This is a genomic window from Streptomyces sp. NPDC004327 (assembly GCF_042873935.1).
Taxonomy (GTDB): domain Bacteria; phylum Actinomycetota; class Actinomycetes; order Streptomycetales; family Streptomycetaceae; genus Streptomyces.
Map to the genome: position 1 here is coordinate 440,803 of NZ_JBIAME010000006.1, position 26,594 is coordinate 467,396.

22 protein-coding genes are annotated in these 26,594 nt (G+C 69.9%); 8 read left to right on the forward strand and 14 right to left on the reverse strand.

The window, feature by feature from the left end:
• The first annotated feature begins 122 nt into the window (after positions 1-122).
• Positions 123-740: a GNAT family N-acetyltransferase gene (locus ACFYU9_RS22765; RefSeq protein WP_389210761.1), complete on the forward strand. Its 618-nt coding sequence runs from the start codon at positions 123-125 to the stop codon at positions 738-740.
• Positions 741-824: 84 nt separating this feature from the next.
• On the opposite strand, the gene trxA is transcribed toward ACFYU9_RS22765, so the two are convergent.
• The 7 genes from trxA to ACFYU9_RS22800 form a co-directional block, all read right to left on the reverse strand.
• Positions 825-1,157 (reverse strand): thioredoxin, encoded by a 333-nt coding sequence (trxA, locus tag ACFYU9_RS22770; RefSeq protein ID WP_389210759.1) that lies wholly within the window; start codon positions 1,155-1,157, stop codon positions 825-827.
• A 48-nt stretch (positions 1,158-1,205) separates the two neighbouring features.
• Complete coding sequence (trxB, locus tag ACFYU9_RS22775; protein ID WP_389210757.1) at positions 1,206-2,171, reverse strand: thioredoxin-disulfide reductase; 966 nt, start codon at positions 2,169-2,171, stop codon at positions 1,206-1,208.
• A 157-nt stretch (positions 2,172-2,328) separates the two neighbouring features.
• Positions 2,329-3,255, reverse strand: a complete 927-nt coding sequence (locus ACFYU9_RS22780) for a hypothetical protein (protein ID WP_389345820.1) — start codon at positions 3,253-3,255, stop codon at positions 2,329-2,331.
• On the reverse strand, positions 3,252-3,956 hold the full coding sequence (sigM, locus tag ACFYU9_RS22785; RefSeq protein WP_389210754.1) for an RNA polymerase sigma factor SigM: 705 nt from the start codon (positions 3,954-3,956) through the stop codon (positions 3,252-3,254). Before sigM ends, ACFYU9_RS22780 begins: the two co-directional genes overlap by 4 nt.
• 26 nt (positions 3,957-3,982) lie before the next feature.
• Positions 3,983-5,692 (reverse strand): serine/threonine protein kinase, encoded by a 1,710-nt coding sequence (locus tag ACFYU9_RS22790; RefSeq protein ID WP_389210752.1) that lies wholly within the window; start codon positions 5,690-5,692, stop codon positions 3,983-3,985.
• A 129-nt stretch (positions 5,693-5,821) separates the two neighbouring features.
• The gene (gene murJ / locus ACFYU9_RS22795; protein ID WP_389210750.1) at positions 5,822-8,047 is read right to left on the reverse strand and encodes a murein biosynthesis integral membrane protein MurJ; all 2,226 of its coding nucleotides are present in this window, start codon (positions 8,045-8,047) and stop codon (positions 5,822-5,824) included.
• A gap of 45 nt (positions 8,048-8,092) precedes the next feature.
• Entirely contained in the window at positions 8,093-10,504 is a 2,412-nt protein-coding gene (locus tag ACFYU9_RS22800; protein WP_389345821.1) for a DUF6049 family protein, read from the reverse strand.
• 203 nt (positions 10,505-10,707) lie between these two features.
• Here ACFYU9_RS22800 and ACFYU9_RS22805 point away from each other — a divergent pair, with 203 nt between their 5' ends.
• The gene (locus ACFYU9_RS22805; protein WP_389210746.1) at positions 10,708-12,153 is read left to right on the forward strand and encodes a CCA tRNA nucleotidyltransferase; all 1,446 of its coding nucleotides are present in this window, start codon (positions 10,708-10,710) and stop codon (positions 12,151-12,153) included.
• 59 nt (positions 12,154-12,212) lie between these two features.
• Here ACFYU9_RS22805 and ACFYU9_RS22810 read toward each other — a convergent pair whose 3' ends face one another.
• From ACFYU9_RS22810 to ACFYU9_RS22820, 3 genes are all read right to left on the reverse strand, one after another.
• The gene (locus ACFYU9_RS22810; RefSeq protein WP_389210744.1) at positions 12,213-13,475 is read right to left on the reverse strand and encodes an MFS transporter; all 1,263 of its coding nucleotides are present in this window, start codon (positions 13,473-13,475) and stop codon (positions 12,213-12,215) included.
• Between the two features lie 91 nt (positions 13,476-13,566).
• On the reverse strand, positions 13,567-14,649 hold the full coding sequence (locus ACFYU9_RS22815; protein ID WP_389210742.1) for an inositol-3-phosphate synthase: 1,083 nt from the start codon (positions 14,647-14,649) through the stop codon (positions 13,567-13,569).
• A 47-nt stretch (positions 14,650-14,696) separates the two neighbouring features.
• Positions 14,697-15,386 carry a PadR family transcriptional regulator gene (locus ACFYU9_RS22820; RefSeq protein WP_389210740.1) on the reverse strand — a complete coding sequence of 230 codons (690 nt, stop codon included), beginning with the start codon at positions 15,384-15,386 and terminating at the stop codon, positions 14,697-14,699.
• Between the two features lie 407 nt (positions 15,387-15,793).
• On the opposite strand from ACFYU9_RS22820, the gene ACFYU9_RS22825 reads away from it, so the two are divergent.
• Entirely contained in the window at positions 15,794-18,529 is a 2,736-nt protein-coding gene (locus ACFYU9_RS22825; RefSeq protein ID WP_389345822.1) for a transglycosylase domain-containing protein, read from the forward strand.
• A 129-nt stretch (positions 18,530-18,658) separates the two neighbouring features.
• Positions 18,659-20,137 (forward strand): glycosyltransferase family 87 protein, encoded by a 1,479-nt coding sequence (locus tag ACFYU9_RS22830; protein ID WP_389210737.1) that lies wholly within the window; start codon positions 18,659-18,661, stop codon positions 20,135-20,137.
• Between the two features lie 70 nt (positions 20,138-20,207).
• Here ACFYU9_RS22830 and ACFYU9_RS22835 read toward each other — a convergent pair whose 3' ends face one another.
• The 3 genes from ACFYU9_RS22835 to ACFYU9_RS22845 form a co-directional block, all read right to left on the reverse strand.
• Positions 20,208-21,239 (reverse strand): alanine racemase, encoded by a 1,032-nt coding sequence (locus tag ACFYU9_RS22835; RefSeq protein ID WP_389210735.1) that lies wholly within the window; start codon positions 21,237-21,239, stop codon positions 20,208-20,210.
• A gap of 110 nt (positions 21,240-21,349) precedes the next feature.
• Positions 21,350-22,468: a lipid II:glycine glycyltransferase FemX gene (locus ACFYU9_RS22840; RefSeq protein WP_389210733.1), complete on the reverse strand. Its 1,119-nt coding sequence runs from the start codon at positions 22,466-22,468 to the stop codon at positions 21,350-21,352.
• Between the two features lie 98 nt (positions 22,469-22,566).
• Positions 22,567-22,881, reverse strand: coding sequence for a hypothetical protein (locus ACFYU9_RS22845; RefSeq protein ID WP_389210732.1), 315 nt, complete (start codon positions 22,879-22,881; stop codon positions 22,567-22,569).
• 249 nt (positions 22,882-23,130) lie between these two features.
• On the opposite strand from ACFYU9_RS22845, the gene rpsF reads away from it, so the two are divergent.
• The 4 genes from rpsF (at position 23,131) to rplI (ending at position 24,832) form a co-directional block, all read left to right on the forward strand.
• Positions 23,131-23,421 (forward strand): 30S ribosomal protein S6, encoded by a 291-nt coding sequence (gene rpsF / locus ACFYU9_RS22850; RefSeq protein WP_004950685.1) that lies wholly within the window; start codon positions 23,131-23,133, stop codon positions 23,419-23,421.
• 72 nt (positions 23,422-23,493) lie between these two features.
• Positions 23,494-24,072, forward strand: coding sequence for a single-stranded DNA-binding protein (locus ACFYU9_RS22855; RefSeq protein WP_389210730.1), 579 nt, complete (start codon positions 23,494-23,496; stop codon positions 24,070-24,072).
• A 58-nt stretch (positions 24,073-24,130) separates the two neighbouring features.
• On the forward strand, positions 24,131-24,367 hold the full coding sequence (gene rpsR / locus ACFYU9_RS22860) for a 30S ribosomal protein S18 (RefSeq protein WP_128983236.1): 237 nt from the start codon (positions 24,131-24,133) through the stop codon (positions 24,365-24,367).
• 18 nt (positions 24,368-24,385) lie between these two features.
• Positions 24,386-24,832, forward strand: coding sequence for a 50S ribosomal protein L9 (gene rplI, locus ACFYU9_RS22865; RefSeq protein ID WP_389210728.1), 447 nt, complete (start codon positions 24,386-24,388; stop codon positions 24,830-24,832).
• 117 nt (positions 24,833-24,949) lie between these two features.
• Here rplI and ACFYU9_RS22870 read toward each other — a convergent pair whose 3' ends face one another.
• Positions 24,950-26,287: an MATE family efflux transporter gene (locus ACFYU9_RS22870; protein ID WP_389345823.1), complete on the reverse strand. Its 1,338-nt coding sequence runs from the start codon at positions 26,285-26,287 to the stop codon at positions 24,950-24,952.
• Positions 26,288-26,594 lie beyond the last annotated feature (307 nt).

Sequence of the window (26,594 nt, forward strand, 5' to 3'; positions counted from 1 at the left end):
CGGCACTCATCGGAACGCGCTCCGCCCTTTGCCTCTCCGCGGTATCGCCCTTCTCGGCCCCTCGTTACGATTCTGAAAAGGCATATGCGTACAGCGAAGGCCGAGAGAAGCGAGGAGCAGCCGTGGGGCGTCGGCTCGTACCGCTCACGCTGGACAACCTTCCGGATCTCCCCAAGCGGTGTCGCTCCTGTGTGTTCTGGGAGCTCGATCCGGTGAGCGGGGAGGCCGCCGTCAAGGCCGGCCGCCCGGAGCTGGAGAAGGAGTCCTGGATCTCCGCCGTGCTTCTGGAGTGGGGCTCCTGTGGCCGGGTGGTCTATGTCGACGACGTGCCCGTCGGCTTCGTGCTCTACGCGCCTCCGGCCTATGTGCCTCGTTCCACCGCCTTCCCCACGAGTCCGGTCGCCGCGGACGCGGTGCAGCTGATGACGGCCTGGATCATGCCGGGCTATCAGGGGCAGGGGCTCGGGCGGGTGATGGTGCAGACGGTGGCGAAGGACCTGCTGCGGCGCGGCTTCAAGGCGATCGAGGCGTTCGGCGACGCCCGCTGGAAGGAGCCGGCCTGTGTGCTCCCGGCCGACCATCTGCTCGCCGTGGGCTTCAAAACGGTGCGGCAGCACCCGAGCTTTCCGCGGCTGAGGCTGGAGCTGAGGACGACGCTCTCCTGGAAGGAGGACGTCGAGATGGCATTGGACCGGCTTCTCGGGGCCGTGCAGAAGGAGCCGGTGCTGCGGCCGCTCTGACGGAGGCCGCCGGACAGACGACAGCGGCCCGCCCCCTCGGGAAGGGGGCGGGCCGCTGCTGTTTCACGTGAAACAGCGAGAGCGTTACTTCGCGTCGATGAAGCCGTCCAGGTCACGCAGGAGCGCGGCCTTCGGCTTGGCGCCGACGATGGTCTTCACGACCTCGCCGCCCTGGTAGACGTTCATCGTCGGGATCGACATGATGCCGTACTTGGCAGCCGTGGTCGGGTTCTCGTCGATGTTGAGCTTCACGATGGTGATCTCGGGGTGCTCCGAGGCGATGGCCTCGAGCGACGGGGCGATCTGGCGGCACGGGCCGCACCACTCGGCCCAGAAGTCCACCACGACGGGCTTGTCGCTCTTGAGGACCTTCTCGTCGAAGTCAGCGTCGGTGGCGATAACGGTGGCGCCGGCCACGGCGTCCTCCTTTGGTTGGCGGGGTGTGGGGTGAGGAAGGCGGAGGGGTCAGACCGCGGGGGTCTCGGCCAGCTTCTCGCTGTCGGAGAGGGCGGCCAGGAAGCGCTCCGCGTCGAGCGCGGCGGAGCAGCCGGTGCCGGCGGCGGTGATCGCCTGGCGGTAGGTGTGGTCGACGACGTCGCCGGCGCCGAAGACACCCGTGAGGTTGGTGCGGGTGGACGGGGCGTCGACCTTCAGGTAGCCCTCCTCGTCCAGCTCCAGCTGGCCCTTGAAGAGCTCGGTGCGCGGGTCGTGGCCCACGGCGATGAAGAGACCGGTGACCGGCAGCTCGCTGGTCTCGCCCGTCTTGGTGTTGCGCAGGGTCAGACCGGAGAGCTTCGGGTCGCCGTGGATCTCGGCGACCTCGCTGTCCCAGGCGAACTTGATCTTCGGGTCGGCGAAGGCACGCTCCTGCATCGCCTTGGAGGCGCGCAGGGTGTCACGGCGGTGGACGATCGTGACCGACTTGGCGAAGCGCGAGAGGAAGGTGGCCTCCTCCATCGCGGTGTCGCCGCCGCCGACCACGGCGATGTCCTGGTCCTTGAAGAAGAAGCCGTCGCAGGTGGCGCACCAGGAGACACCGCGGCCGGAGAGGGCGTCCTCGTTCGGCAGGCCGAGCTTGCGGTGCTGGGAGCCGGTCGTGACGATGACGGCCTTGGCGCGGTGGACGGTGCCGGCCGTGTCCGTGACGGTCTTGATGTCACCGGTGAGGTCCACGGCGACGATGTCGTCCGGGATGAGCTCGGCGCCGAAGCGCTCCGCCTGGGCGCGCATGTTGTCCATGAGGTCCGGGCCCATGATGCCCTCACGGAAGCCGGGGAAGTTCTCCACCTCGGTCGTGTTCATCAGGGCGCCACCGGCGGTGACGGCACCCTCGAAAACGAGAGGCTTCAGCGACGCACGGGCGGTGTACAGCGCCGCGGTGTAACCCGCGGGACCGGAGCCGATGATGATCACGTTACGGACGTCGCTCACGGGTTTCTTCCTCGTCTCTGCAGACTGCCTACTGCCTACGGGGCGGCTCGGTGACTCTCACCCCACCCAACGGATCCTAAGGGGCGAGCATTCCCGAGACGGCCACCCGGCGCGGCGCGAGACGGATGGTGAGACCGGCGTCGAGACGGGGCGCAGGTCAGGAGCGGGGGACGGACTCGTTCAGAAGCACCTCGGCCTTGCCGTTCCCGCCGCCGGACGCGCAGGAGGAATCGACCACGAACACCTGCACCCGGCCGCCGTCCTCGGTGTCGGGGAGGACGACGAGATAGGCGGGCGTCCCCTGGTAGTCGCCCTGCTGGAAGCCGATGACCGGGTCGGTGCGGCCGGTGCCGGCCTTGACGCAGTCGGGGAGGGCGGCGTTCGTCGTACGGGCCTGTCCGTCGCCGCCGCTCTCGGCCGAGAGCGATTCGGGAGCGCTGCTGCGGTTCTGGGTGGTCTTGAGGCTGCTGCGGTGCAGCAGGTTCTGCACGGTGGACTCGACGGGCCGGCCGTCGAACGAGGCCGCGCTCGCGGCGACGACGGCATCGGCCTTCTTGTCGCCGGCCGCAGTGCCGTCGCCGAGCACACCCGACTGGGTGAAGAACAGGCCCAGACCCAGGGCGGCTGCGCCGAAGGCCGCGCCCAGCGCGGCGACCCGGCGCCGGGAGCGGCGGGGCCGGCCGGGGCCGGTGGCGGCGGAGGGGCGTCCGGCGGGACGGTCCGCGGGCCGGTTCGTGGCCGGGGCCGCGGGTCGGTCGGCCGGGACGGACGACTCGGGGCGGGTGTGCGTTGTTTCACGTGAAACATGCGCGTCGGAGTCCGGCGCGGTCGCGTTCAGCAGCGCTTCGGCGGCGAGGGCGGCATCGATCCGCCCGGCGATCTCGGCGGGCATCCGGGGCGGGCCGGGAAGCGTGCCCAGGAGCCCCCGGATCTCCTCCAGGGAGGTCCGTACGTCCGCGCAGAGGGAACAGGCATCGACGTGCTGCCGCACGGCCGCGCCGCGCGTGGGGGAGAGCAGGCCCTCGGTGAGATCGGAGATCTCCGAGACGTCCGGGTGCTGAGTCGTGTCGGCCGTGGAAGTCACGCGCGCCCACCTCCGCCCTTCACAGCAGCTGGATTGCTCGGTCCGGTATCCGTCGGTCCCGGCACCGGTGGGACGGATGCCCCCGGCGTCCGGTTCCTTCCCCCGTCGGGGCCTTCGTTACCCACCGTGTCCCCGCGCAGATGAGTGAGCATCGGCAGCAGCTTCGCCCGCCCCCGCGCACAGCGGCTCTTCACGGTCCCGGTGGGAACATCGAGGATACGAGCGGCCTCGGCCACCGGGTATCCCTGCATGTCGACGAGGACGAGCGCCGCCCGCTGCTCCGCCGGCAGCGTGGCGAGTGCGGCCAGGAGCTGGCGGTGCAGATCCTGACGCTCGGCGGGTGCCTCGGCCGACTCGTGCGGTTCGAGGAGCTGCTCGAACCGTGCGGTGTCGTCCATGGGCGAGGTGCGGCGCGAGGCCGCCTTCCGGGCCCGGTCGAGACAGGCGTTCACCGTGATGCGGTGCAGCCAGGTCGTGACGGCCGACTGGCCCCGGAATGTGTGGGCGGCCCGGAATGCCGACACGAGGGCGTCCTGGACGGCGTCAGCGGCCTCCTCGCGGTCCCCCAGGGTCCGCAGGGCCACCGCCCACAGCCGGTCGCGGTGACGCCGTACGAGCTCGCCGAAGGCGTCAGGATCGCCGGCCACATGGTCGGCCAGCAGATCCTGGTCGCTCCGCTCGTCGTGCGGGACGTCGTCCAACGGTGAGCCCCTCCCCCGGGGTGACGTCAGCTGGTGACCTTGATCTCCGAGATCTCGCCCCGGTAGCCGTCTCCGCCGGCCGGCAGATCGGTCAGCCAGACGAGCACGTAGCGCGTCATCAGCGGCTTGCCGGGGACGAGGCCCACTTGGGATCCCGTGCTCGTGGCCTGCTTGGTGAAGTCACCGAGCGCGCTGGGCTCCGAGGAGAAGTTCTCCGGAGTCGTGCGCAGTTCGACGGTCGTGACGCCGTGGAACATGACCTCGACCTTGGCGACCTGCTGGACCTTGCCGAGGTCGAGGATGATGCCGACCCCGTCCTTCAGGTTGCCGAGCTTCGAGTACCCCTTGTAACTGCTGGTCGTCCACGTGGTGTTCGGATCACCGTCGTAGGCGTTCTTTATGTCCCGGGGGTTCTCGCTGCCGTCGCTGCCCTGCGGGTCGAAGTCCCGGGCGCCGACGATCGCGACCGGCTTGCCGTCCGCCTTCGGCTTGTTGTCCTCGTTCGACGGCTGCTGCTGGGTCGGCGGGGGATCCGCCTTCTTGCCCTGGTCCAGGAGCCGGTCCGCGATCTGCCAGCTGCCCAGGCCGAGGGCGGCGATCAGCAGGGCCGAGACGGCCCACTTGAGAGCCTTGCCGGTACGGCTCTGCAGCGGGGGCGGCGGGGCCATGACCGGCTGGGTGACCTGGGGGCGCGGCTGGGGACGCCCGTAGGTGCCCTGCTGGTACGTGGTGCGCTGGTATTCGGGCGGCGTGGGGAGCGGGAACTCCGGCTCCGGCGGGCGGATGCGCGGCATCGCCGCGACGGCCTTGGCCAGCTCGTCCGGGGTGGTGCAGGGCGGTTCCTGGCGCGAGGCGGTGGCCCCGTCGTTCGCCAGGGCGCGCATGGCGATCTCCGACAGGCCCCGGTGGACGCCCGCCCGCACCTGGTCGGGTGCGAGCAGCCCGACGCCCTTGGGGAGGCCGGAGAGCCCGTAGGCGTCGTTCTCGTACGGCCAGCGCTGGGTGAGCGCCGCGTAGAGCAGGGCGCCGATCGCCTCGGTGTCCGTGCGCTGCGGGCGCTCGGCGCTGATGCCGCGCAGGGCGGCGTTCACGGCGAGCCCGCGGATCCGGTACTGGCCGGTGGAGCTGCGCAGCACCGCGCTCGGCGTGAGCCGGAGGTGCGAGAGGCCCTCGCGGTGCGCCGCGGCCATGGCCTGGGAGACCTGGCTGACGAGCTGGTAGGCGTCGTGCGGCTCCATGGGGCCGGCCGCGAGCAGCGCGGTCAGCTCGGTGGAGTCGGGCAGCCATTCGTGCACGACGTAGACCAGGTCGTTCTCCTCGACGGCATCGAGGACCTGTACGAACCGAGGGTCGCCGAGCAGCGCGGCGGAGCGGGCCGCGGCGAGGACGGAGCGGGCACGCGAGTGGTCTGCGGGCAGGATGTGCACGCCGACGGCACGCCGCAGCTTCTCGTCGACGGCACGCCAGCTGCTGAATCCGTCCAGTCGGGTGACGCACTCCTCCAGCCGGTACCGTCTCGCCAGCTTGTGGCCGCTGTGCAGTTCGGGTGCGGTGATGGAGGACTGTTCGCCGTTCTGTCGTTCGACCGCCTTGCTCTTCTTGGCCTCGGCGGGTGTGCCCGCCTTCTTCTGCGCTTCCGCCACCCCGTCGGTCGCGGCCGTGTCCGCCTTGGCGGTCAGCGGGTCGTCACCGCTGTTGTCGGCCACGTCGACGGCAGCCGTGCTACGTTCCGCCACCGTCGTTCCTGCCTCCCCATCCGTTGCGCCACATCCAACAGCCATGCCAATTGTGCCCACAGTCCGGCGCTATGCACGACACGCGTCGGCAGGCGATGGTTGTGCGAACCCCGCGCACCTGTCGTTCGATCAGCGTCCCAGACGGCCGCGGACCATGCCGACCATGGAGTTGAGCTCCGCGATCCGCATGCGCTTGGCCGCCACGAAGAAGACGCCGAGCAGCACCGCGCCGCCGACGAGCAGGGCGGCGAGCGAGCCCAGGGCGCCTTCGCCGAGCACCTTCAGGAGGCCGAAGCCGGCCGCTCCGGCCGCGACGGCGGCCGGCAGGGAGGCCAGGCACAGCCGGGCGTAGGTGCGGATGACATGGGCGCCGTCCAGGTCGCCGCCGAGGCGCTTGCTCAGCCGGCGCCAGGCGACGCCGACGCCGACGGCGTAGGCCAGGCCGTAGGAGGCGGCCATGCCGACGACGGCCCACCGGGCGGGCAGCACGACGTAACAGACCGCCGAGGCGGCCGCGTTGACGGCGGCGACGATGACGGTGTTGTAGAAGGGCGTCCGGGTGTCCTCGTAGGCGTAGAAGCCGCGGAGCACCACGTACTGCACGGAGAACGGGATCAGGCCGAGGCCGAAGGCCATCAGGATGAAGCCCATGCCCTGGGCGGCCTCGATGCCGCTGGAGGCGTAGAGCAGGGTGCACATCGGGACGCCGAGGGCCAGGAAGGCGAAGGCGATCGGGACGATGGCCACGGCCGAGTTGCGCAGACCCTGGGAGATGTCGTCGCGGACGGCGCCCGGGTCGTCGTCGGAGGCGGCGCGGGAGATGCGGGGCAGCAGGGCGGCCATGACGGAGACGGTGATGATGGCCTGCGGCATGCCCCAGATCAGCTGGGCATTGGAGTAGGCGAGGAAGCCGGCGCCGTTCTTGCCGGACTCCTCGCCGGCCGCGGTGGCGAGCTGGGTGACGACCAGGACACCGGCCTGGTTGGCGAGCACGAACAGCACGGTCCACTTGGCCAGCTTGACCGTCTTGCCGAGGCCGTGGCCCTTCCAGTCGAAGCGGGGACGGAAGCGGAAGCCGGTCTCGCGCAGGTACGGGATCATCGCCAGGGCCTGCACGACGAGGCCGAGCAGGGTGCCGATGCCGAGCAGCCGGACGCCGTCGTCGGGGATCGTCTGGACGCCCATGTGGGACTCGGCGGAGGTTCCGTAGACCCAGATGAACAGGCCGAACGTGGTGATCATGACGATGTTGTTGAGGACCGGGGTCCACATCATCGCGCCGAACTTGCCGCGCGCGTTGAGGATCTGACCCATCACCACGTGCACGCCCATGAAGAAGATGGTGGGCAGGCAGTAGCGGGCGAAGGTCACGGCGACGCTGTTGGCGGCCGCGTCGTCGGCGATCGTGCTCGACATCAGCCGGATCAGCACCGGTGCCGCGAACACGGCGATGCCGACGATCACGCCGAGCGCCACCATGACGAGGGTGAGCAGCCGGTTGGCGTACGCCTCGCCGCCGTCCTCGTCGTTCTTCATCGAGCGGACCAGCTGCGGCACGAAGACCGAGTTGAGGCCGCCGCCGATGGTGAGGATGTAGATCATCGTCGGCAGCGTGTAGGCGACGGTGTACGTGTCACCGAGCAGCGCGGCGCCGAGGGCGCCGGTGATCACCAGGCTGCGGACGAAGCCGGTCAGCCGGGAGACGAGGGTGCCGGCGGCCATCACGGCGCTCGACTTGAGCAGCCCGGAGGCGCGGCCGGCCTTCTTCGGGGCGGGCGCGGGCATGGGGGTCGGCTCCGGGGACGGCGGCGGCACCTGGCCGGGCGCCTGCTGGTCCCGGTAGAGGTGGGCGAAGGCGTCGGGCTCCGGCTCCTCCTCTCCCGCCCGGGTCACCAGGTCGTCGACACCGGTGAACTGGACCGTGCGGGCGTCGTCGCCGTACGGCAGGTGGCGCGAGGGGCCGTCGGGCTCGGGCGCGGGCGTCTGGGCCCATACGCGGGGGTCCGGGGCGTGCGCGGGGGCCGCGGGCTGCTGGTAGAGCGGCTGCGGCTCCGCGTAGGTGCCCGGCGGGGGCGGCGGGTGCGCGGCCCGGTCGTAGAGCGCCTCGGTCACCGGGTCCTGGGCGGACAGGTCGCGCGCCTGGTACGGATCGTGGGCGTAGGCGTCCTGGACGTACGGGTCCTGGCCGTAGGCGTCCGGGGCGTACGGGTTCGGCTGCTGCGGCGCGTGCGGGTCAGCGGCGGCCTGCTGCGGCGGCGGGACCGGCGCGGGGCCGGGCGGCGGGGCAGCGGGCGTCCCACCGGACGGCGCGTTGCCCGCGCCCTGGCCGCGGTCACCGTCGTACGGCGCGTTCATGGTTACCCCACCTCATCGTCCCCGGCCGACCGGCCACGACATCGCTCAACGGTCCACTTTCTCACCCGTGCCGGACGGGTCGCCGCTTTCGGGCCCGGTGTTTGGCGTCGGGTCACTCGGCTGCGCCGTCTCGGGGCTGCCGTCCGGTTCCGGTTCGGCGCCCTCGTCGGCGGTCTCGCCCGCGTCTTCGGCGGCCTCGGCAGCCTTGGCCGACTCCGCTTCGGCGTCGTGAGAGGTCTCGTCCGCGTCCTCTTCAGTGGCCTCGGCGGCGGCTTCGGCCTCGGCGTTCCGGGCGGCGGCCCGCTTGCGCTGGGAGTACATCCGGATGCCGGCGAGGACGAGCAGCAGCACACCGCCGGCGATCACGAGCATCACCGTCGGGGTGATCTCGGAGACCTTCACGGTGAACGTCATCGGGGCGCCATAGGGCGTCCCGTCCTCGGTGTAGAGCTGGGCCGTCATCGTGACCGGACCGTTGGCGTTGGCCGAGGCGTTGAACTTCACCGACTGGCTGTGCCCGCCGTTGATCTTCACGGGCTGCTCGGCCGTGCCCTCGCCGTCGAGCTTGATGCGGTTCTTGTTGCCGGACTGCAGCCGCAGCACCAGATGGTCGACGCCCTGCAGCAGCCGGTTCTGCACGGTCACCGGGATGGTGGCGCTCCGCCCGGACAGCGTGAGGTCCGACTTCTTGATCAGCTGCACCTCTTCGGTGAGGCTCCGCAGATAGCGCAGGACCTCCTCGCGGTAGAGGGCGGCCGAGGGCGCCTCACCGCGCCAGGACGTCGACATCTCACGGCTGATCGCGTTGGTGAACGGCGGCACCACACGGTCCGGGGCGGTCAGGATCACCCGGAAGTCGTCCAGCTCGTCCCGGGTCTCCTTCATCTTGAGGAAGGCCTTGGTGTCGAGCTCCTGGGCGCGCAGCTTCTTCGGGTACGCGTGGCTGCTCGGGATCCGCGTCGAGGCGTCCGGGTCGGGCGTCTCCGCCGAGGCGGCCGGCAGGTCCTCCGGTTCCGTCCAGCGCTTGGCGCCGAGCGCCTGCAGCGCCGTCGCCATGCTCTGCGCCTGCGCCGCGGTGGGCATGCGCTGCGGGGCGACCACGACGCTGCGCTGCTTCTCCGGCAGCTCCAGGGTCGTGGCCAGCGACTGGGCGAGGAAGGACTGGATGGACAGGGTGGAGTTCTCGGCCCTGATGAGGTCGCCCTGGAACGCCTTCGACAGACCGGCGTCGCTGACCACCGCGGTGGTGCCGCCACCGACCGGGCGCGCCGCGGTCGGAGTGTACGAGAGATCGTCGCGGAAGCTGTCGCTGCGGGCGATCACGTTGTGCGCGCCCGCAGAGGTGGCGACGGCCATGATCGAGGCGTCGACGGCCCCGTCCACGGGCCACGCGAAGTCGGTGGACGGCTTGACGTGCAGGATCGTCTCGACCGTGGTCGAGGCCAGCGCGGTCGCCTGCTGGAGGTGGCTGAGCGAGCCCGGCACCTCCTTGCCGTGATGGGCGAGGGAGGCCAGGTCGGGGTCGGCGAACGGCAGGGCGACGACCTTGTGGCCCTGCACCGCCTTCTCCAGGGCGTCCAGCCAGTTCTCGGCGATGGCCTGGTTGCGGCCCGGCACCTCGGTCGCCCCGCTCTTGACCCGGTACGGCTCGGCCATGGCGGCGACGCTGGCCAGCAGGTCCGGGTCGATCACCCAGGTGACCGGAAGGTCCTTGCCGAGCGTGACCATCTCGTTCAGCCGGCCGCCCGGGGCGAGCTCGGCGGCGAGGTCGTCGTTCTCGAAGACCGGGGTCTGCTGGAGGTTCGGGCCCGTCTCGGCGGAGACGTGGGACGTGGAGATCAGCGGCCAGAGGTAGGTGAGCTTGGTCTTCTTCTCGGCCTCGTCCGGCTGGTACGGCAGGAAGGTGCGCTCGATGCCGAGCAGCCGCTCGTAGGACTGGCCGCCGGTCTGGCCCGACAGCGAGACACCGAGCTGGTAGACGCCCGCGTCGTCGAGGCCCAGCTTGGACACCGGCACGGAGAGCGTGAACTCACGGCTGAGCCCGGCACCCAGCGTGGGGATCTTGACCGTGTAGGGCCCGCCCAGCGGGGCCGGGTCGCTGCCGTAGCGGACGCCGTCGCGGTCGGCGACCTCGTCGATCTCGCTGCGGCTGGTCATCCGCGGGCCGACTCGCAGATCGACCGTGGCATTGCTCACGGACTGCTTGGTCTCGTTGGTGACCGTGCCCGTGATGGTGAGTGTGTCGCCCTCCACAGGCGCCTTCGGGGCCAATGTGTCCACCGACACGTCCACGCCCCCGTTGCCGCCGGCGCTCTCGGCCGCCTGCGCGGCGGGCGCGGGAAGGCCCTGGAGGAGCCCGGCGAGGAGCGGGGCCGCCACCGCGAGGGAGGCCGTACGCCGCAGCCAGCGGCGGGCAGGTGAGGGAGTGGTCCCCTGGATAGCTGCCGCCTCGGCCACGCGTCGCCCGTCCTCGTCGTTGTCAGTGGTGTGGTGGTTCCCGGTTGCTGTGTCCAGGCATGGTAACGAGGCACGCGGGGAGCAAGTGCCGGGGACTGCTCCAGGTGAAGGCGCGCACGGGAGCGCGGCAGGGGGCCGCGGCGCGGCCGCCCGGGGGAAAACGAGGGCATGGCGGTGAGCCGGGGCACGTACCCTTTTCTGTTGTGCCGAACGCCAATGAAGAGACCCCCACCGCGCTGAGCCAGGTGCAGCGCCGCGCCGTCAGCGAGCTGCTGCGCGTGTCCCCCGTCGCCGACGACCTCGCCATCCGCTTCAAGGAGGCCGGGTTCAGCCTCGCGCTGGTCGGCGGCTCGGTACGGGACGCCCTCCTCGGCCGTCTCGGCAACGACCTGGACTTCACGACCGACGCCCGACCCGAGGACGTACTGAAGATCGTCCGTCCCTGGGCCGACGCCGTCTGGGAGGTCGGGATCGCGTTCGGCACCGTCGGCTGCCAGAAGCACGGCTACCTGGTGGAGATCACCACCTACCGCTCGGAGGCGTACGACCGCACCTCGCGCAAGCCCGAGGTGTCCTACGGCGACTCCATCGAGGAGGACCTGGTCCGCCGCGACTTCACCGTCAACGCCATGGCCGTGGCACTCCCGGAGAAGGAGTTCATCGACCCGCACGGCGGTCTGGAGGACCTGGCCGAGCGGGTGCTGCGCACCCCCGGCACGCCCGAGGAGTCCTTCTCCGACGACCCGCTGCGCATGATGCGGGCCGCGCGCTTCGCCGCGCAGCTGGACTTCGAGGTGGCCCCCGAGGTCGTCACCGCCATGACGGAGATGGCCGGCCGGCTGGAGATCGTCTCCGCCGAGCGCGTCCGTGAGGAGTTCAACAAGCTCCTGATCTCCGCGCACCCCCGCAAGGGCCTCGGTCTCCTCGTCGACACCGGTCTTGCCGCGCACGTCATCCCCGAGCTTCCGGCCCTGCGCCTGGAGAGCGACGAGCACCACCGGCACAAGGACGTCTACGAGCACTCGCTCACCGTCCTCGACCAGGCCATCGACCTGGAGGAGGACGGCCCGGACCTGGTGCTGCGCCTCGCGGCCCTGCTCCACGACATCGGCAAGCCGCGCACCCGCCGCTTCGAGCGGGACGGCCGGGTCTCCTTCCACCACCACGAGGTGGTCGGCGCGAAGATGACCAAGAAGCGCATGACCGCGCTGAAGTACTCCAACGAGATGATCAAGGACGTCTCGCGCCTGGTGGAGCTGCACCTGCGCTTCCACGGCTACGGCACCGGCGAGTGGACCGACTCCGCCGTCCGCCGCTACGTCCGCGACGCGGGTCCGCTGCTCTCCCGGCTGCACAAGCTGACCCGCTCCGACTGCACCACCCGCAACAAGCGCAAGGCCGCCGCGCTCTCCCGCGCCTACGACGGCCTGGAGGAGCGCATCGCCAAGCTCCAGGAGCAGGAGGAGCTGGACTCGATCCGTCCCGACCTCGACGGCAACGAGATCCAGGAGACCCTGGGCATCGCTCCCGGGCCGGCCGTCGGGCGCGCCTACAAGTTCCTGCTGGAGCTGCGCCTGGAGAACGGGCCGATGGAGCGCGATGCCGCCGTGGCCGCGCTCAAGGAGTGGTGGGCGTCCCAGAACGCCTGATGTTTCACGTGAAACACCGGCGGACTGTCACCGGAGTTTCGAACCAGCGGGGCGATGTTTCACGTGAAACATCGCCCCGCTCGTCGTAGGGCCAGTGCGATCACCGCGTAGACGGCGGTCACCAGCAGGACGATGGCGGGCGACCGCCCGTCCGGCGGGAGCATCAGCGCCGCGACTCCGGCCGCGCCCACGAAGGCGACGTTGAAGAGCACGTCGTAGAGGGAGAACACCCGGCCGCGATAGGCGTCGTCCACGGAGATCTGGACGACCGTGTCCGTGGCGATCTTCGCTCCCTGGGTGATCAGCCCGAGCGAGAAGGCCGCCACGAGGAACGGTGCCCGGGCGAAGGTCAGGCCCAGGGCAGGGGTCAGCACGGCGGCCACGGCGGCGCAGAGCGTGATCCAGCCGAACGGGCCGAGCTTCCCCACCGCGGCGGGGGAGAGCACCGCCGCGGCGAAGAAGCCGGCACCGGAGGCGGCGACGGCGAGGCCGAGCACGGCAAGCCCCTGTGACTGCGTGGTGCTCCAGGCATACCGGCTGAGCATGAGCACGGTGACGAACAGCGCGCCGTAACAGAAGCGCATGAGGGTGACCGCGGCGAGCGCCCGGGCGGCCGGACGGCGCTCGGCGAGATGACGCAGCCCGCTCACCAGACCGCGCGCGGTGGAGGACAGTGCCGCGGCGAGCCGGGGCTGGACCAGCTCCGGGTCCGGTCCGAGGAGTTCGCGGGACATCCGCAGCGAGGTGAGGGCGGAGCAGAGATAGAGGAAGGCGCCCAGGAGGACGACGGCGGCGTCGGAGTCGTCGGCGACGAGCCGCACGCCGAAGGCGAGTCCGCCGCCGAGCGTCGCGGCCAGGGTGCCGGCGGTCGGGGAGAGCGAGTTGGCGATGACCAGCCGCTCGTCGTCGACCACGCGCGGAAGCGCGGCGGAGAGTCCGGCCAGGACGAAGCGGTTGACGGCCGTGACGGAGAGCGCGGAGGCGTAGAAGAGCCAGTCGGGCACCGAGGCCAGCATGAGCAGTGCGGTCCCGCCGGCCAGGACGGCGCGCAGCAGGTTGCCGTAGAGGAAGACCTGGCGGCGCTGCCAGCGGTCGAGCAGGACTCCTGCGAAGGGCCCGACGAGCGAGTAGGGGAGCAGCAGGACGGCCATGGCGGAGGCGATGGCGGCGGGACTCGTCTCCTTCTCGGGAGAGAAGACGACGTAGGTGGCCAGGGCGACCTGGTAGACGCCGTCGGCGCACTGGGAGAGCAGCCGTACGGCGAGCAGGCGGCGGAAGTTGTGCAGGCGCAGCAGGACGCGCAGATCACGCACGACGGACATGGCAGCAAGACTCACATACGACGAGGGCCCCCGGGCAGTGCCACGGGGACCCTCGTCATCGAGCCGTCGAACGGTCCGGCGGACCGTCAGGTCAGCGCTCGACCTCGCCCTTGATGAACTTCTCGACGTTGGCCAGGGCCTCGTCGTCGAAGTACTGGACCGGCGGGGACTTCATGAAGTAGCTCGACGCGGAGAGGATCGGGCCGCCGATGCCGCGGTCCTTGGCGATCTTCGCGGCGCGCAGGGCGTCGATGATGACACCCGCGGAGTTCGGGGAGTCCCACACCTCGAGCTTGTACTCCAGGTTCAGCGGGACGTCACCGAAGGCGCGGCCCTCAAGGCGGACGTAGGCCCACTTGCGGTCGTCCAGCCAGGCCACGTAGTCCGAGGGGCCGATGTGGACGTTCTTCTCGCCGAGCTCCCGGTCCGGGATCTGGGAGGTGACGGCCTGCGTCTTGGAGATCTTCTTGGACTCCAGGCGCTCGCGCTCGAGCATGTTCTTGAAGTCCATGTTGCCGCCGACGTTCAGCTGCATGGTGCGCTCGAGGCGGACACCGCGGTCCTCGAAGAGCTTCGCCATCACGCGGTGCGTGATGGTGGCGCCGACCTGGGACTTGATGTCGTCACCGACGATCGGGACACCGGCCTCGGTGAACTTGTCCGCCCACTCCTTGGTGCCGGCGATGAAGACCGGGAGGGCGTTGACGAAGGCGACCTTGGCGTCGATGGCGCACTGCGCGTAGAACTTCGCGGCCGCCTCGGAGCCCACGGGCAGGTAGCAGACGAGGACGTCGACCTGCTTGTCCTTGAGGACCTGGACGACGTCCACCGGCTCCTCGGCGGACTCCTCGATGGTCATGCGGTAGTACTTGCCGAGACCGTCGAGGGTGTGACCGCGCTGGACCGTGACGCCGGTCTGCGGCACGTCGCAGATCTTGATGGTGTTGTTCTCGCTGGCGCCGATGGCGTCCGCAAGGTCGAGGCCGACCTTCTTCGCGTCCACGTCGAACGCGGCCACGAACTCCACGTCACCGACGTGGTAGTCGCCGAACTGGACGTGCATCAGGCCGGGCACCTTGGACGCCGGGTCGGCGTCCTTGTAGTACTCGACGCCCTGCACCAGCGAGGTGGCGCAGTTGCCCACGCCGACGATGGCTACGCGAACCGAACCCATTCCGGTTGCTCCCTGTGTGATCGTGGAAGCCCTGCGGCAGCAGGGTTTCACTTGGCGGTGTCGTCGGACGGATCCGGCCGGGTACTGCCCCCGTGCCGGGGCAGGCCGCCCGTCTCTCCAGAATTTCCGTGCTGCTGAGCGGTGCCCTCAGGGGCGTCGGGGCTGGATCGCTGATCCCGTCCCGCCCGCTCGCTCTCGATGAGCTCGTTCAGCCAGCGCACTTCGCGCTCCACGGACTCCATTCCGTGGCGCTGCAGCTCAAGCGTGTAGTCGTCGAGGCGCTCGCGCGTCCGGTTCAGGGAGGCGCGCATCTTCTCCAGACGCTCCTCCAGCCGGCTGCGGCGGCCCTCCAGCACTCGCACCCGCACCTCGCGCTCGGTCTGGCCGAAGAAGGCGAAGCGGGCGGCGAAGTGCTCGTCCTCCCAGGCGTCGGGGCCGGTGTGGGAGAGGAGCTCCTCGAAGTGCTCCTTACCTGCGGCCGTCAACCGGTAGACGATCTTGGCGCGGCGTCCCGCGAGTGAGGCCGCCACGGCCTCCTCGGGGGCGCTGCCCGGCTCCTCGATCAACCAGCCGTTGGCGACCAGCGTCTTGAGGCAGGGATAGAGGGTCCCGTAGCTGAACGCCCGGAAGATCCCCAGCGAGGTGTTGAGCCGCTTGCGCAGCTCGTACCCGTGCATCGGGGCCTCGCGGAGCAGGCCGAGGACGGCGAACTCGAGGATTCCTGAGCGCCTGCTCATCCGCCGCCTCCTCCGCTCTCGCGATGTGTCTCTCGGACCCCGTGGGAAAACTCTTATGCCGAGCCGATGTGACGTACTGATGTATCGACTCGATACATCCCGACGATAGAACGGCCCTCCGGTCGCGACAAGTGGGGGGCGGGTGACCGGCGTCACATCGTCAATTCTCAGTAATCGAGTTGCCGGATTTGGGGGGAAGTCGGTCTCTAGGCAGGTTTTGGCCGTGCGTAGTCTGTGCGGCATGCAGACCACCGGGAACCGAGCGATGCCGCAGCGCGTCAGTGAACCCGGTGACCGGCTGCGGCACGGCGGGACTTCGTCCCAGGTCACGCCGTGTGCATTTCGGGGGGACCGGAACTCAACTGCCGCTTCCAGGCGTACACGCCTGCCCGAGGAGTAGTCGTTCGATGAGCGAGCACCGTCGCAAAATGCCGCAGCAGCAGCCGCCGAGTGGCGGCCGCGCTGCGGCCCGGCGCGCCGCCCAGCAGCCGATGGGCCGCAGGCCGGCCCCTGGCCATGAGGCCGCCACGGGGTCCCCGTCGGCTTCGTACGGGCCGCCCTCTACCTATGGAGAGGAGCAGCGTCCTTACGGAGGACGGGCCGAGGCCCGGCGCGCGGCCCAGCGCGGCGGACGCAGGCGCGCTCCCGAGGGCGGTGCCGGCGGTGGCCGGCGTGGCGGGGGCGGCCGTGGCACCGGTCCCGGAGGCCGCGGCAGCGGTGGCGGCGGTGGCCGCCCGCCCGGCAAGAAGCGGTTCATCGACTACCCGCGGTACGACAAGTACGGCTGGCGCCGCTGGATGCCCTCGTGGAAGCTCACGACGGGTCTCTTCCTGACGTTCCTCGGCGGCCTGATGGGCGCGGCATCGATCGCGTACGCCATGGTGGGCATCCCCAACGAGGCCCTCAGCGCCAAGCAGCAGAACAACGTCTACTACTGGTCCGACGGCTCGGTGATGGCCGCGAGCGGCGGTGAGGTCAACCGCCAGATCATCGCGTACGCGCAGATCCCGATGGCCATGCAGGACGCGGTGGTCTCGGCCGAGAACAAGACCTTCTGGGACGACTCCGGCATCGACCCGATGGGCATCGCCCGCGCCGTGTGGAACATGGCCAAGGGCGGCCAGACCCAGGGTGGCTCGACCATCACCCAGCAGTACGTGAAGAACAACCGCCTCGACGACCAGTCGCAGACGGTGACCCGCAAGGTCAAGGAACTCTTCATCTCGATGCGCGTCGGCAACGACATGGACAAGCACGAGATCATGGCGGGTTACCTCAACACCTCGTACTACGGCCGCGGCGCCTACGGTCTCCAGGCGGCGGCCCGCGCGTACTTCGGCAAGGACGCCAGCAAGCTCGACCCCAGTCAGTGCGCCTTCCTGGCCTCGCTGCTCAAGGGCGCCACGTACTACGACCCGGCCGGCTACCCCGAGATCGACCCGCAGGCCACGGCCGCGGCGAACACGGAGCGCGCCAAGAAGCGCTGGACGTGGATCCTCGACGAGATGGTCAAGGACGGGAAGCTCAACGCCGCCGAGCGGGCCAAGTACACCGAGTTCCCCAAGGTGAAGGGCCGGACGCAGGGCGCGCAGCTCGGCGGCCAGATCGGCTACCTGGTGCGCACGGCCGAGGCGAACTTCCTCAACAGCAACGACCGTGGCATCACGGCGCAGACGCTCGCCAAGGGCGGCTTCGAGATCCACACCACCTTCGAGAAGAAGAAGGTCAAGGCCCTCGAGAACGCCATCAAGGACGTCTACAAGGAGCACATCGACCCGAAGAAGCGCCCGGACACGGACACCCACGTCCAGTTCGGCGGCGCTTCGGTGGATGTGAAGACGGGCAAGATCGTGGCGCTCTACGGCGGCGCGGACGCCACCAAGCACTTCACCAACAACGCGGACCAGACCGGTGCCCAGGTCGGCTCGACCTTCAAGCCCTTCGTGCTGGCCGCCGCGATGCGCGACGGTGTGCGTAATCCGACCCTCGGCAAGGTGCAGGGCCCGAGCAGCCGCACGATCGTCGACCCGGACAAGAGCCGGTACAACGGTCAGAACAAGCTGAAGATCAAGAACTATGACCGCACGGTCTGGCAGGACGAGAAGGGCAACGAGTGGTACCAGACCAACGACGACAACGCGAGCTACGGCAACATCAGCCTGCGTGAGGCCATGGAGCACTCGGCGAACTCGCCGTACGTGCAGCTCGGCATGGACGTCGGCATCGACAACGTCCGCCAGGCCGCCATCGACGCGGGTCTGCTGGAGTCCTCGCTGGTGAAGGCCAACGTGCCCTCGTTCTCCCTCGGTATCTCCTCGCCGAGCGCGATCCGGATGGCCGGCGCCTACTCGACCTTCGCCAACCAGGGCGAGCGCAACGACGTCTACTCCGTCACCAAGGTGCTCCAGAAGGGCGAGGTCGTCTACCAGCACGAGGACAAGCCCAAGCGGGTCTTCTCGACCGCCGTCGCCAGCAACGTCACCGACGTGCTGAAGGACGTCGTCAAGAAGGGCACCGGTACGAAGGCGGCGCTCGACGACCGTGAGGCGGCCGGCAAGACCGGTACGACCGACGGCAACAACTCGGCCTGGTTCGTGGGCTACACCCCCGAGCTGTCGACCGCCATCGACATGTACCGCTTCGCCGACGACGAGACGCTCAAGGACCGCAAGTTCGAGTCCATGTACGGCACCGGTGCCCAGCCGAAGATCCACGGTTCGTCGTTCCCGTCGCAGATCTGGCACAACTACATGACCGAGGCGCTCAAGAACACGGACCCGTCGACCTTCCCGGCGCCCGAGGACCTGGGCGGCGAGGCGGTCTTCGGCGGCGGCGCCGTCAGCCCGACGCCGACGCCGACGGCGACCACCGAGAGCCCGAGCGCCACGCCGACGACCGAGTCGCCCACCGCGGACCCGACCAAGACGGGGAAGCCCGGCAAGACCTGCAGCGTCTGGGACTGGCCGTGCACCACCACCGGTGGCACCAACACCGGCGGCAACGCCCAGGGCGGATCCAACGGCGGACCCACCACGACACCGCCGACGGGACCGACCGACACCCCGACCTCCCCCACCACAGGCGGGGCCGGCGGAGGCGGAAAGCCCAACGGCGGCACCACCTGGGGCGGCCTGGGCGGCTGATCGAGGCCGCTCCGCAGCCCGCCACGCCGGCGCCTTCGAGGGCCGCCGCTCCCGGTCCGTACACCACGTACGGGACCGGGCGCGGCGGCCCTCGGCGTTTTCCCAGGTGCGTACGGCAGGATGTCCCCCATGCCGAGCCTCCAGAAGACGAGCGCACCGCAGGACCCGGTGGTGTGCCCCACCCGCACGGACGACGTGGCGGCCAAGGGAAGCGAGCTGATCGGCGGGCCGATCGGGCGCCGGGCGCTGCTCGGCACCGGGCAGCTCACCCCGGTGCGGGTCATCGCCCTGGTGGCCCTCGGGATGTTCGCGCTCGGCATGGTGCAGAAGCTGCCCTGCTACAACTGGGCCTGGTTCCGGGGCTCCACCTCCCAGTACACCCACGCCTGCTACTCCGACATCCCGCACCTGTTCTCCGGGCGCGGCTTCGCGGACGGCCTGGTCCCGTACTTCGACCGGATCGGCGGCGACATACCGTTCCTGGAGTACCCGGTCCTGACCGGCCTGTTCATGCAGGTGGCCGCCTGGCTGACGCCCGACGCCCACGACCTGACCGAGCGGCAGCAGGCGTACTGGATGGTCAACGCGGGCCTGCTGATGGTCTGCGCGGCCGTCCTCGTGGTCTGTGTGGCCCGGACGCATCGCAGGCGCCCCTGGGACGGCCTGCTCGTGGCGCTCGCGCCCGCTCTGGCGCTCACCGCCACCGTCAACTGGGACCTGCTGGCCGTCGCCCTCACGGCCGCCGCGCTGCTGCTGTGGTCGCGCGGCCGCCCGCTCGGCTTCGGTGTCCTCCTGGGGCTCGCGACGGCCGCCAAGTTCTACCCGATACTGCTGCTGGTGCCCGTGTTCCTGCTGTGCTGGCGGGCCGCGAAGTGGCGGGCGTTCGGCATGGCGATGCTGGGAGCGGCCGGGGCCTGGCTGGTGGTGAACCTGCCGGTGATGCTGCTCGCGCCGGAGGGCTGGAAGCAGTTCTACGTCTTCAGCACCGAGCGGAACGTCGACTTCGGCTCCGTGTGGCTGCTCATCAGCCAGACCACGGGCGAGGCGATCCGCCCCGAGACGGCCAACTACTGGGCGCTGTTCCTGATGATGCTCGCGGCCCTCGGGCTCGCGTACCTGGCCTTCACCGCGCCCCGCCGGCCCCGGCTCGCCCAGCTGGCCTTCCTGATCGTGGCCGCGTTCGTCCTCACCAACAAGGTCTACTCGCCGCAGTACGTGCTGTGGCTCATCCCGCTGGCCGCGCTCGCCCGGCCGCGCTGGCGGGACTTCCTGGTGTGGCAGGCGTGCGAGGTCATGTACTTCCTCGCCATCTGGCTGTACCTGGCCTACACCACCAGCGGCAACAAGCAGGGCCTGCCGACCGACGGCTACCAGTTCGCGATCGTCCTGCACGTGCTCGGGACGCTCTACCTGTGCGCGCTCGTCGTCCGCGACATCCTGGTGCCCGACCGGGACGGGGTGCGGCGGGACGGCTCGGACGACCCCTCGGGCGGTGTCCTGGACGGCGCCGAGGACGTCTTCGTGTTCGGCCGTGCGGCGCACCCGGCGCGGCACGCGGCGCCGCTGACGGAGGGGCCGCGCGTGGAGTGGGGCGTGCCCCGCGAATGACCTCCTGAACGCGGAAGCGGCCCCCGGGGACATCCCCGGGGGCCGCTTCCGCATCAGGTGCCGCGCCGGCTCAGCGCTCGACGAGCCGGTCGTACTGGGTGGTGGTGTGCCGCAGGTGGGCCACCAGCTCGTCGCCGACCCGGGGCTCCCGGGCGTCGGCCGGCACGAACAGGATGGACACCTGCATGTGCGGCGGCTCGGCGAACCAGCGCTGCTTGCCGTCCCAGACGAACGGCGAGAGGTTGCGGTTGACGGTCGCGAGGCCGGCGCGGGCGACGCCCTTGGCGCGCGGCATCACACCGTGCATCGCCTTCGGGGCCTCCAGGCCGACACCGTGCGAGGTGCCGCCGGCGACCACCACGAGCCAGCCGTCGGAGGCGGCCTTCTGCTGCCGGTAGCCGAAGCGGTCACCCTTGGCGACGCGGGTGACGTCGAGGACCGCGCCGCGGTACTCGGTGGCCTCGTGGTCGCCCAGCCACAGCCGGGTGCCGATGCGGGCGCGGAAGCGGGTCTGCGGGAACTGCTGCTGGAGCCGGGCCTGCTCCTCGGCGCGCAGATGGCTGACGAACATGGTGTGCAGCGGCAGCCGGGCGGCGCGCAGCCGGTCCATCCAGGCGATGACCTCCTCGACGGCGTCGGTGCCGTCCGGGCGGTCGAGCGGCAGGTGCAGGGCGAAGCCCTCCAGGCGCACGTCCTCGATGGCCGCGTGCAGCAGGGGCAGCTCCTCCTCGTGGACGCCGTGCCGCTTCATCGAGCTCATGCACTCGATGACGACCCGGGCGCCCACCAGGGCGCGCACGCCGTCCACGGACGACACGGAGCGGATCACCCGGTCCGGCAGCGGCACCGGCTCCTCGCCCCGCCGGAACGGGGTGAGGACGAGCAGGTCGCCGCTGAACCAGTCCTTGATCCGGGCGGCCTCGTACGTGGTGCCCACCGCGAGCATGTCGGCGCCGAAGCGGCCGGCCTCGTCCGAGAGCCGCTCGTGGCCGAAGCCGTAACCGTTGCCCTTGCAGACCGGGATGAGTCCCGGGAACTGGTCGATGACGGTCTTCTGGTGCGCCCGCCAGCGAGCGGTGTCGACATAGAGGGAGAGCGCCATGGCCGGCCCGGGACCTTTCTGGTGGCTGCGGTGTGTCAAAAGTGTGTACGAGGCTGGGTACGAGACTACGCAAGCCTCGTCGCGCCGTCAGCGAAGCGACGGCGGGCGCGTCAGCGGCGCGACATGTAGATGTCCAGGGCCTTGTGCAGGAGCTTGTTGAGCGGGAAGTCCCACTCGCCCACGTACTCCACGGCCTCGCCGCCGGTGCCGACCTTGAACTGGATGAGGCCGAAGAGGTGGTCGGTCTCGTCCAGCGAGTCCGAGATGCCCCGCAGGTCGTAGACGGTGGCGCCCATCGCGTAGGCGTCGCGCAGCATCCGCCACTGCATGGCGTTCGACGGGCGGACCTCGCGGCCGATGTTGTCGGAGGCGCCGTACGAGTACCAGACGTGGCCGCCGACGACGAGCATGGTCGCCGCGGAGAGGTTCACGCCGTCGTGACGGGCGAAGTAGAGCCGCATGCGGTTGGGGTCCTCGTTGTTGAGGACGGTCCACATGCGCTGGAAGTACGACAGCGGGCGCGGCCGGAACTTGTCGCGGACGGCCGTGATCTCGTACAGCCGCTGCCACTCGGCCAGGTCCTCGTAGCCGCCCTGGACGACCTCGACGCCGGCCTTCTCGGCCTTCTTGATGTTGCGGCGCCACAGCTGGTTGAAGCCCTTGAGGACCTCGTCGAGCGAGCGGCCCGCGAGCGGCACCTGGTAGACGTAGCGGGGCTGGACGTCGCCGAAGCCGGCGCCGCCGTCCTCGCCCTGCTGCCAGCCCATCTTGCGCAGCCGGTCGGCCACCTCGAAGGCGCGCGGCTCGATGTGGGTGGCCTCGACGTCGCGCAGGCGCTTGACGTCCGGGTCCTGGATGCCTGCCTTGATCGCGGGGGCGTCCCAGCGGCGGATGACGACCGGCGGGCCCATCTTCACGGAGAACGCGCCCTGGTTCTTCAGGTGCGCGAGCATCGGCTGCAGCCAGTCGTCCAGGTTGGGCGCGTACCAGTTGATGACCGGGCCCTCGGGCAGATAGGCCAGGTAGCGCTTGATCTTGGGCAGCTGGCGGTAGAGCACCAGGCCGACGCCCACGAGTTCACCGGACTTGTCGAACCAGCCGAGGTTCTCCGAGCGCCACTCGGTCTTCACATCAGCCCACGCCGGGACCTGGCAGTGGCTCGCCGAGGGCTGGCTCTGGATGAATGCCAGATGCTGCTCACGGCTGATGGTCCTCAGGGTCAGGCTCATGTCGGGGCGCTCCTCGGCAGGTGTGTCCCCATCGGTCAGGGGCTCCGGCTCTCGCGCCGAAGCCTACTGCGACCTTGGAGCGCCCCGAATGGCCGCGTCTAGCTGATCACCCCGCCGAAGAGCCCTCCGTGGGCCATGCCGAGGTAGAAGCCGACCCCGGCCGCACCGAGTCCGACGATCAGAGCGAAGCGTTCGCGGGTCGTGACGGAGATGAACTGACCGTAGGCACCGGTGAGGATCCCGATCAGACCGGTCCAGGAAGCCAGCAGGTGCAGGTTGTCGAAGAAGCCTGTGACAAAGGAGACGAGGCCGAGCACGAGGGTCACGGCCATCAGAGTGTCCTGCAGCGGGTGGGGCTTGCCGTCGGTGGCGAAGAGGGAGTGTCCGGGATCGGGTCGCATTGCCTGTGCCATGGGGCACCTCCTGGCGTGGCTGCCGGACGGCGGCGTCTGTGACGCCGCCGACATCCGTTGTGTACAGATTGCGTCCCCTCACCGCCGGATTTCAACCGCAGGGCGATGTGCGGGTACTCTGTACGGTCTGCACCGGTGTCTGCCCAGGTCCGTCCAGGACCACTGTCGGCCGACACCGATGCTCACGCATCACGACCCTCCTGCCACGGAACGACCGTGGCCGCTGAGTCCAAAGGAGGTGGGTTCCACATGCGTCACTACGAGGTGATGGTCATCCTCGACCCCGATCTCGAGGAGCGCGCTGTCTCCCCGCTGATCGAGAACTTCCTCTCCGTCGTCCGTGAGGGCAACGGAAAGGTTGAGAAGGTCGACACCTGGGGCCGTCGTCGTCTCGCCTACGAGATCAAGAAGAAGCCCGAGGGCATCTACTCGGTCATCGACCTGCAGGCCGAGCCTGCGGTCGTCAAGGAGCTCGACCGCCAGATGAACCTGAACGAGTCGGTCCTCCGGACCAAGGTCCTCCGCCCCGAGACCCACTGAGCCTCGGCTCACGTGTTCTCGGGTCCGAGTAGCAGTAAGCAGCCGTAAGCAATCCCGCCGAGAGGTTCACCCATGGCAGGCGAGACCGTCATCACGGTCGTCGGCAACCTTGTCGAAGACCCCGAGCTGCGCTTCACCCCGTCCGGTGCGGCGGTCGCGAAGTTCCGCATCGCGTCCACCCCCCGCACCTTCGACCGGCAGACCAACGAGTGGAAGGACGGCGAGAGCCTGTTCCTGACCTGCTCGGTCTGGCGGCAGGCGGCGGAGAACGTCGCCGAATCCCTTCAGAAGGGCATGCGCGTCGTCGTGCAGGGCCGTCTGAAGCAGCGGTCCTACGAGGACCGCGAGGGCGTCAAGCGCACGGTCTACGAGCTGGATGTCGAGGAAGTCGGTCCCAGCCTGCGCAACGCCACGGCCAAGGTCACCCGTACCACCGGTCGCGGTGGTCAGGGCGGCTACGGCGGCGGCGGTCAGCAGCAGGGTGGCGGCGGCGGTGGCTGGGGTGGCAACTCCGGCGGTGGCCAGCAGGGCGGCGGAGCTCCCTCCGACGACCCCTGGGCCTCCAGCGCCCCGTCCGGCGGCCAGCAGGGCGGCGGCGGTGGCTGGGGTGGCAACTCCGGCGGCGGCTACTCGGACGAGCCTCCCTTCTAGGGCCTGCGCCCCGGAAGCAGCTCGTACCCAAACTTCTTGATCACACAGGAGAAACACCATGGCGAAGCCGCCTGTGCGCAAGCCTAAGAAGAAGGTCTGCGCGTTCTGCAAGGACAAGGTCGCGTACGTCGACTACAAGGACACGAACATGCTGCGGAAGTTCATTTCCGACCGCGGCAAGATCCGTGCCCGTCGAGTGACCGGCAACTGCACGCAGCACCAGCGTGACGTCGCCACGGCCGTCAAGAACAGCCGTGAGATGGCGCTGCTGCCCTACACGTCCACCGCGCGATAAGGGAAGGGTGACCGAAAAATGAAGATCATCCTCACCCACGAGGTCTCCGGCCTCGGCACCGCCGGCGACGTCGTTGACGTCAAGGACGGCTACGCTCGCAACTACCTGGTCCCGCGCGGTTTCGCGATCCGCTGGACCAAGGGTGGCGAGAAGGACGTGGCGCAGATCCGCCGCGCCCGCAAGATCCACGAGATCGCGACCATCGAGCAGGCCAACGAGGTCAAGGCTCAGCTCGAGGGCACGAAGGTCCGTCTGGCCGTTCGCTCCGGCGAGGCCGGCCGCCTGTTCGGCTCTGTGACCCAGGCCGACGTCGCCGCCGCGATCAAGACGGCCGGTGGCCCGGACGTCGACAAGCGTCGCGTCGAGCTCGGCTCGCCGATCAAGACCCTGGGCTCGCACCAGGTGTCCGTGCGTCTGCACGCTGACGTCGTCGCCAAGCTCGGCGTCGAGGTCATCGCCGCGTAACGCTGATCTCAGCAGCACGAAGGGCCGCACCCCACGGGGTGCGGCCCTTTCGCTGTTTCACGTGAAACATCACCGTCGTGATGCTCTGCACCGTTTCACGTGAAACAGCGCGGAGCGTCAGCGGGTGGCGCCGGTGACCAGCCAGCGTCCCGAGCGGGTGCGCCACCACAGCGTCGCCATCCGCACGGTCATCATCACGGTCATCGCTCCCCACAGCGCGGTCAGTCCGCCGCCGAGCACCGGGACCAGCAGGGCGATCGGAGCGAAGACGGCCAGGGTGAGCAGCATGGCCCAGGCGAGATAGGGGCCGTCGCCCGCTCCCATGAGGACGCCGTCGAGGACGAAGACCACGCCGGAGATCGGCTGGGAGAGCGCGACGACCAGGAGGGCCGGGAGCAGAACGTCCTGTACCGCGGAGTCGTTGGTGAAGAGCGGTACGAAGAGCGGGCGGGTGAGGATCAGCAGCGCGCCGAGGCCGAAACCGGAGACAACGCCCCACTGGACCATCCGGCGGCAGACCTGGCGGGCGCCGTTCGCGTCGTCGGCGCCGAGGTAGCGGCCGATGATCGCCTGTCCGGCGATGGCGATCGCGTCCAGGGCGAAGGCCATCAGACTCCACAGGGACAGGATGATCTGGTGCGCGGCGACGTCGGCGTCACCGAGCCGGGCGGCGACGGCGGTCGCGATCATCAGGATGGCCCGCAGCGAGAGCGTACGGACCAGGAGCGGGGCTCCGGCCTGGGCGCAGGCCCGGATTCCGGCGGCGTCGGGGCGCAGGGAGGCGCCGTGCTTCCGGGCGCCGCGTACGACCACGTACAGATAGGCGGCGGCCATGCCGAGCTGTGCGATGACCGTGCCCCAGGCGGAGCCGGCGATGCCGAGTCCGGCGCCGTAGACGAGGCCGAGATTGAGTCCTGCGTTGGCGGCGAAGCCGGCGATGGCGACGTAGAGCGGGGTCCGGGTGTCCTGGAGGCCGCGCAGGACGCCGGTGGCGGCGAGCACGACGAGCATGGCGGGAATGCCGAGGCTGGAGATCCGCAGATAGGTGACGGCGTAGGGGGCGGCCGTGTCGGAGGCGCCGAAGAGGCCGACGAGCCAGGGTGCGGTGGGCAGGGTGAGGGCGACCACACCGGCGCCGAGGAGCAGGGCGAGCCAGATGCCGTCGACGCCCTGGCGGATGGCGGCCTGGAGGTCGCCCGCGCCGACGCGGCGGGCGACGGCCGCGGTGGTGGCGTAGGCGAGGAAGACGAACACGCTCACCGCGGTGGAGAGCAGGGCCGAGGCAATGGCGAGTCCGGCGAGCTGAGGGGTGCCGAGGTGGCCGACAATGGCGCTGTCGGCCATGAGGAAGAGGGGCTCGGCGACGAGTGCGCCGAAGGCCGGGACGGCGAGCGAGACGATCTCGCGGTCGTGTTGCCGCCGGGCGGTCTTGGGAGTCGCGGGAGCCTGATGCATGCGCTCAATCTAATCGTCCACAGGTAAGAGATGCAATGCTCCTAGAGTCCTTACATTTAGCGCGAGAGCGTCTTCGTGTGTGCGCCGTTTGTTCTGATCTTGGTCCAGGGGTGGAAGTTTTTCTCCCCCACAGCCCGTGGATGGTAAAAGAGCAGGTCAGGGGCGTTAGTTGGGTCGCGTTATGAGTTTGTCCACATGGCTGTCCCCCGGTCCGTGCACAGGTTCCGGGGAGTTCTCCACAGCATCTGGGCCTTCACCCACAGGGCCTGTGGATAACCAGATTGGCTGACGGTCCCGGCGGGCCTAC

Bases quoted from the DNA above. Each gene is read 5' to 3' on its own strand.
- ACFYU9_RS22825 (WP_389345822.1), top strand. From the start codon at position 15,794: ATGAGCGAGCACCGTCGCAAAATGCCGCAGCAGCAGCCGCCGAGTGGC.
- ACFYU9_RS22845 (WP_389210732.1), bottom strand. From the start codon at position 22,881: ATGGCACAGGCAATGCGACCCGATCCCGGACACTCCCTCTTCGCCACC.
- murJ (WP_389210750.1), bottom strand. From the start codon at position 8,047: ATGAACGCGCCGTACGACGGTGACCGCGGCCAGGGCGCGGGCAACGCG.
- ACFYU9_RS22855 (WP_389210730.1), top strand. From the start codon at position 23,494: ATGGCAGGCGAGACCGTCATCACGGTCGTCGGCAACCTTGTCGAAGAC.
- ACFYU9_RS22830 (WP_389210737.1), top strand. From the start codon at position 18,659: ATGCCGAGCCTCCAGAAGACGAGCGCACCGCAGGACCCGGTGGTGTGC.
- rpsR (WP_128983236.1), top strand. From the start codon at position 24,131: ATGGCGAAGCCGCCTGTGCGCAAGCCTAAGAAGAAGGTCTGCGCGTTC.
- ACFYU9_RS22835 (WP_389210735.1), bottom strand. From the start codon at position 21,239: ATGGCGCTCTCCCTCTATGTCGACACCGCTCGCTGGCGGGCGCACCAG.
- ACFYU9_RS22870 (WP_389345823.1), bottom strand. From the start codon at position 26,287: ATGCATCAGGCTCCCGCGACTCCCAAGACCGCCCGGCGGCAACACGAC.
- ACFYU9_RS22815 (WP_389210742.1), bottom strand. From the start codon at position 14,649: ATGGGTTCGGTTCGCGTAGCCATCGTCGGCGTGGGCAACTGCGCCACC.
- rplI (WP_389210728.1), top strand. From the start codon at position 24,386: ATGAAGATCATCCTCACCCACGAGGTCTCCGGCCTCGGCACCGCCGGC.
- ACFYU9_RS22820 (WP_389210740.1), bottom strand. From the start codon at position 15,386: ATGAGCAGGCGCTCAGGAATCCTCGAGTTCGCCGTCCTCGGCCTGCTC.
- ACFYU9_RS22810 (WP_389210744.1), bottom strand. From the start codon at position 13,475: ATGTCCGTCGTGCGTGATCTGCGCGTCCTGCTGCGCCTGCACAACTTC.
- ACFYU9_RS22840 (WP_389210733.1), bottom strand. From the start codon at position 22,468: ATGAGCCTGACCCTGAGGACCATCAGCCGTGAGCAGCATCTGGCATTC.
- rpsF (WP_004950685.1), top strand. From the start codon at position 23,131: ATGCGTCACTACGAGGTGATGGTCATCCTCGACCCCGATCTCGAGGAG.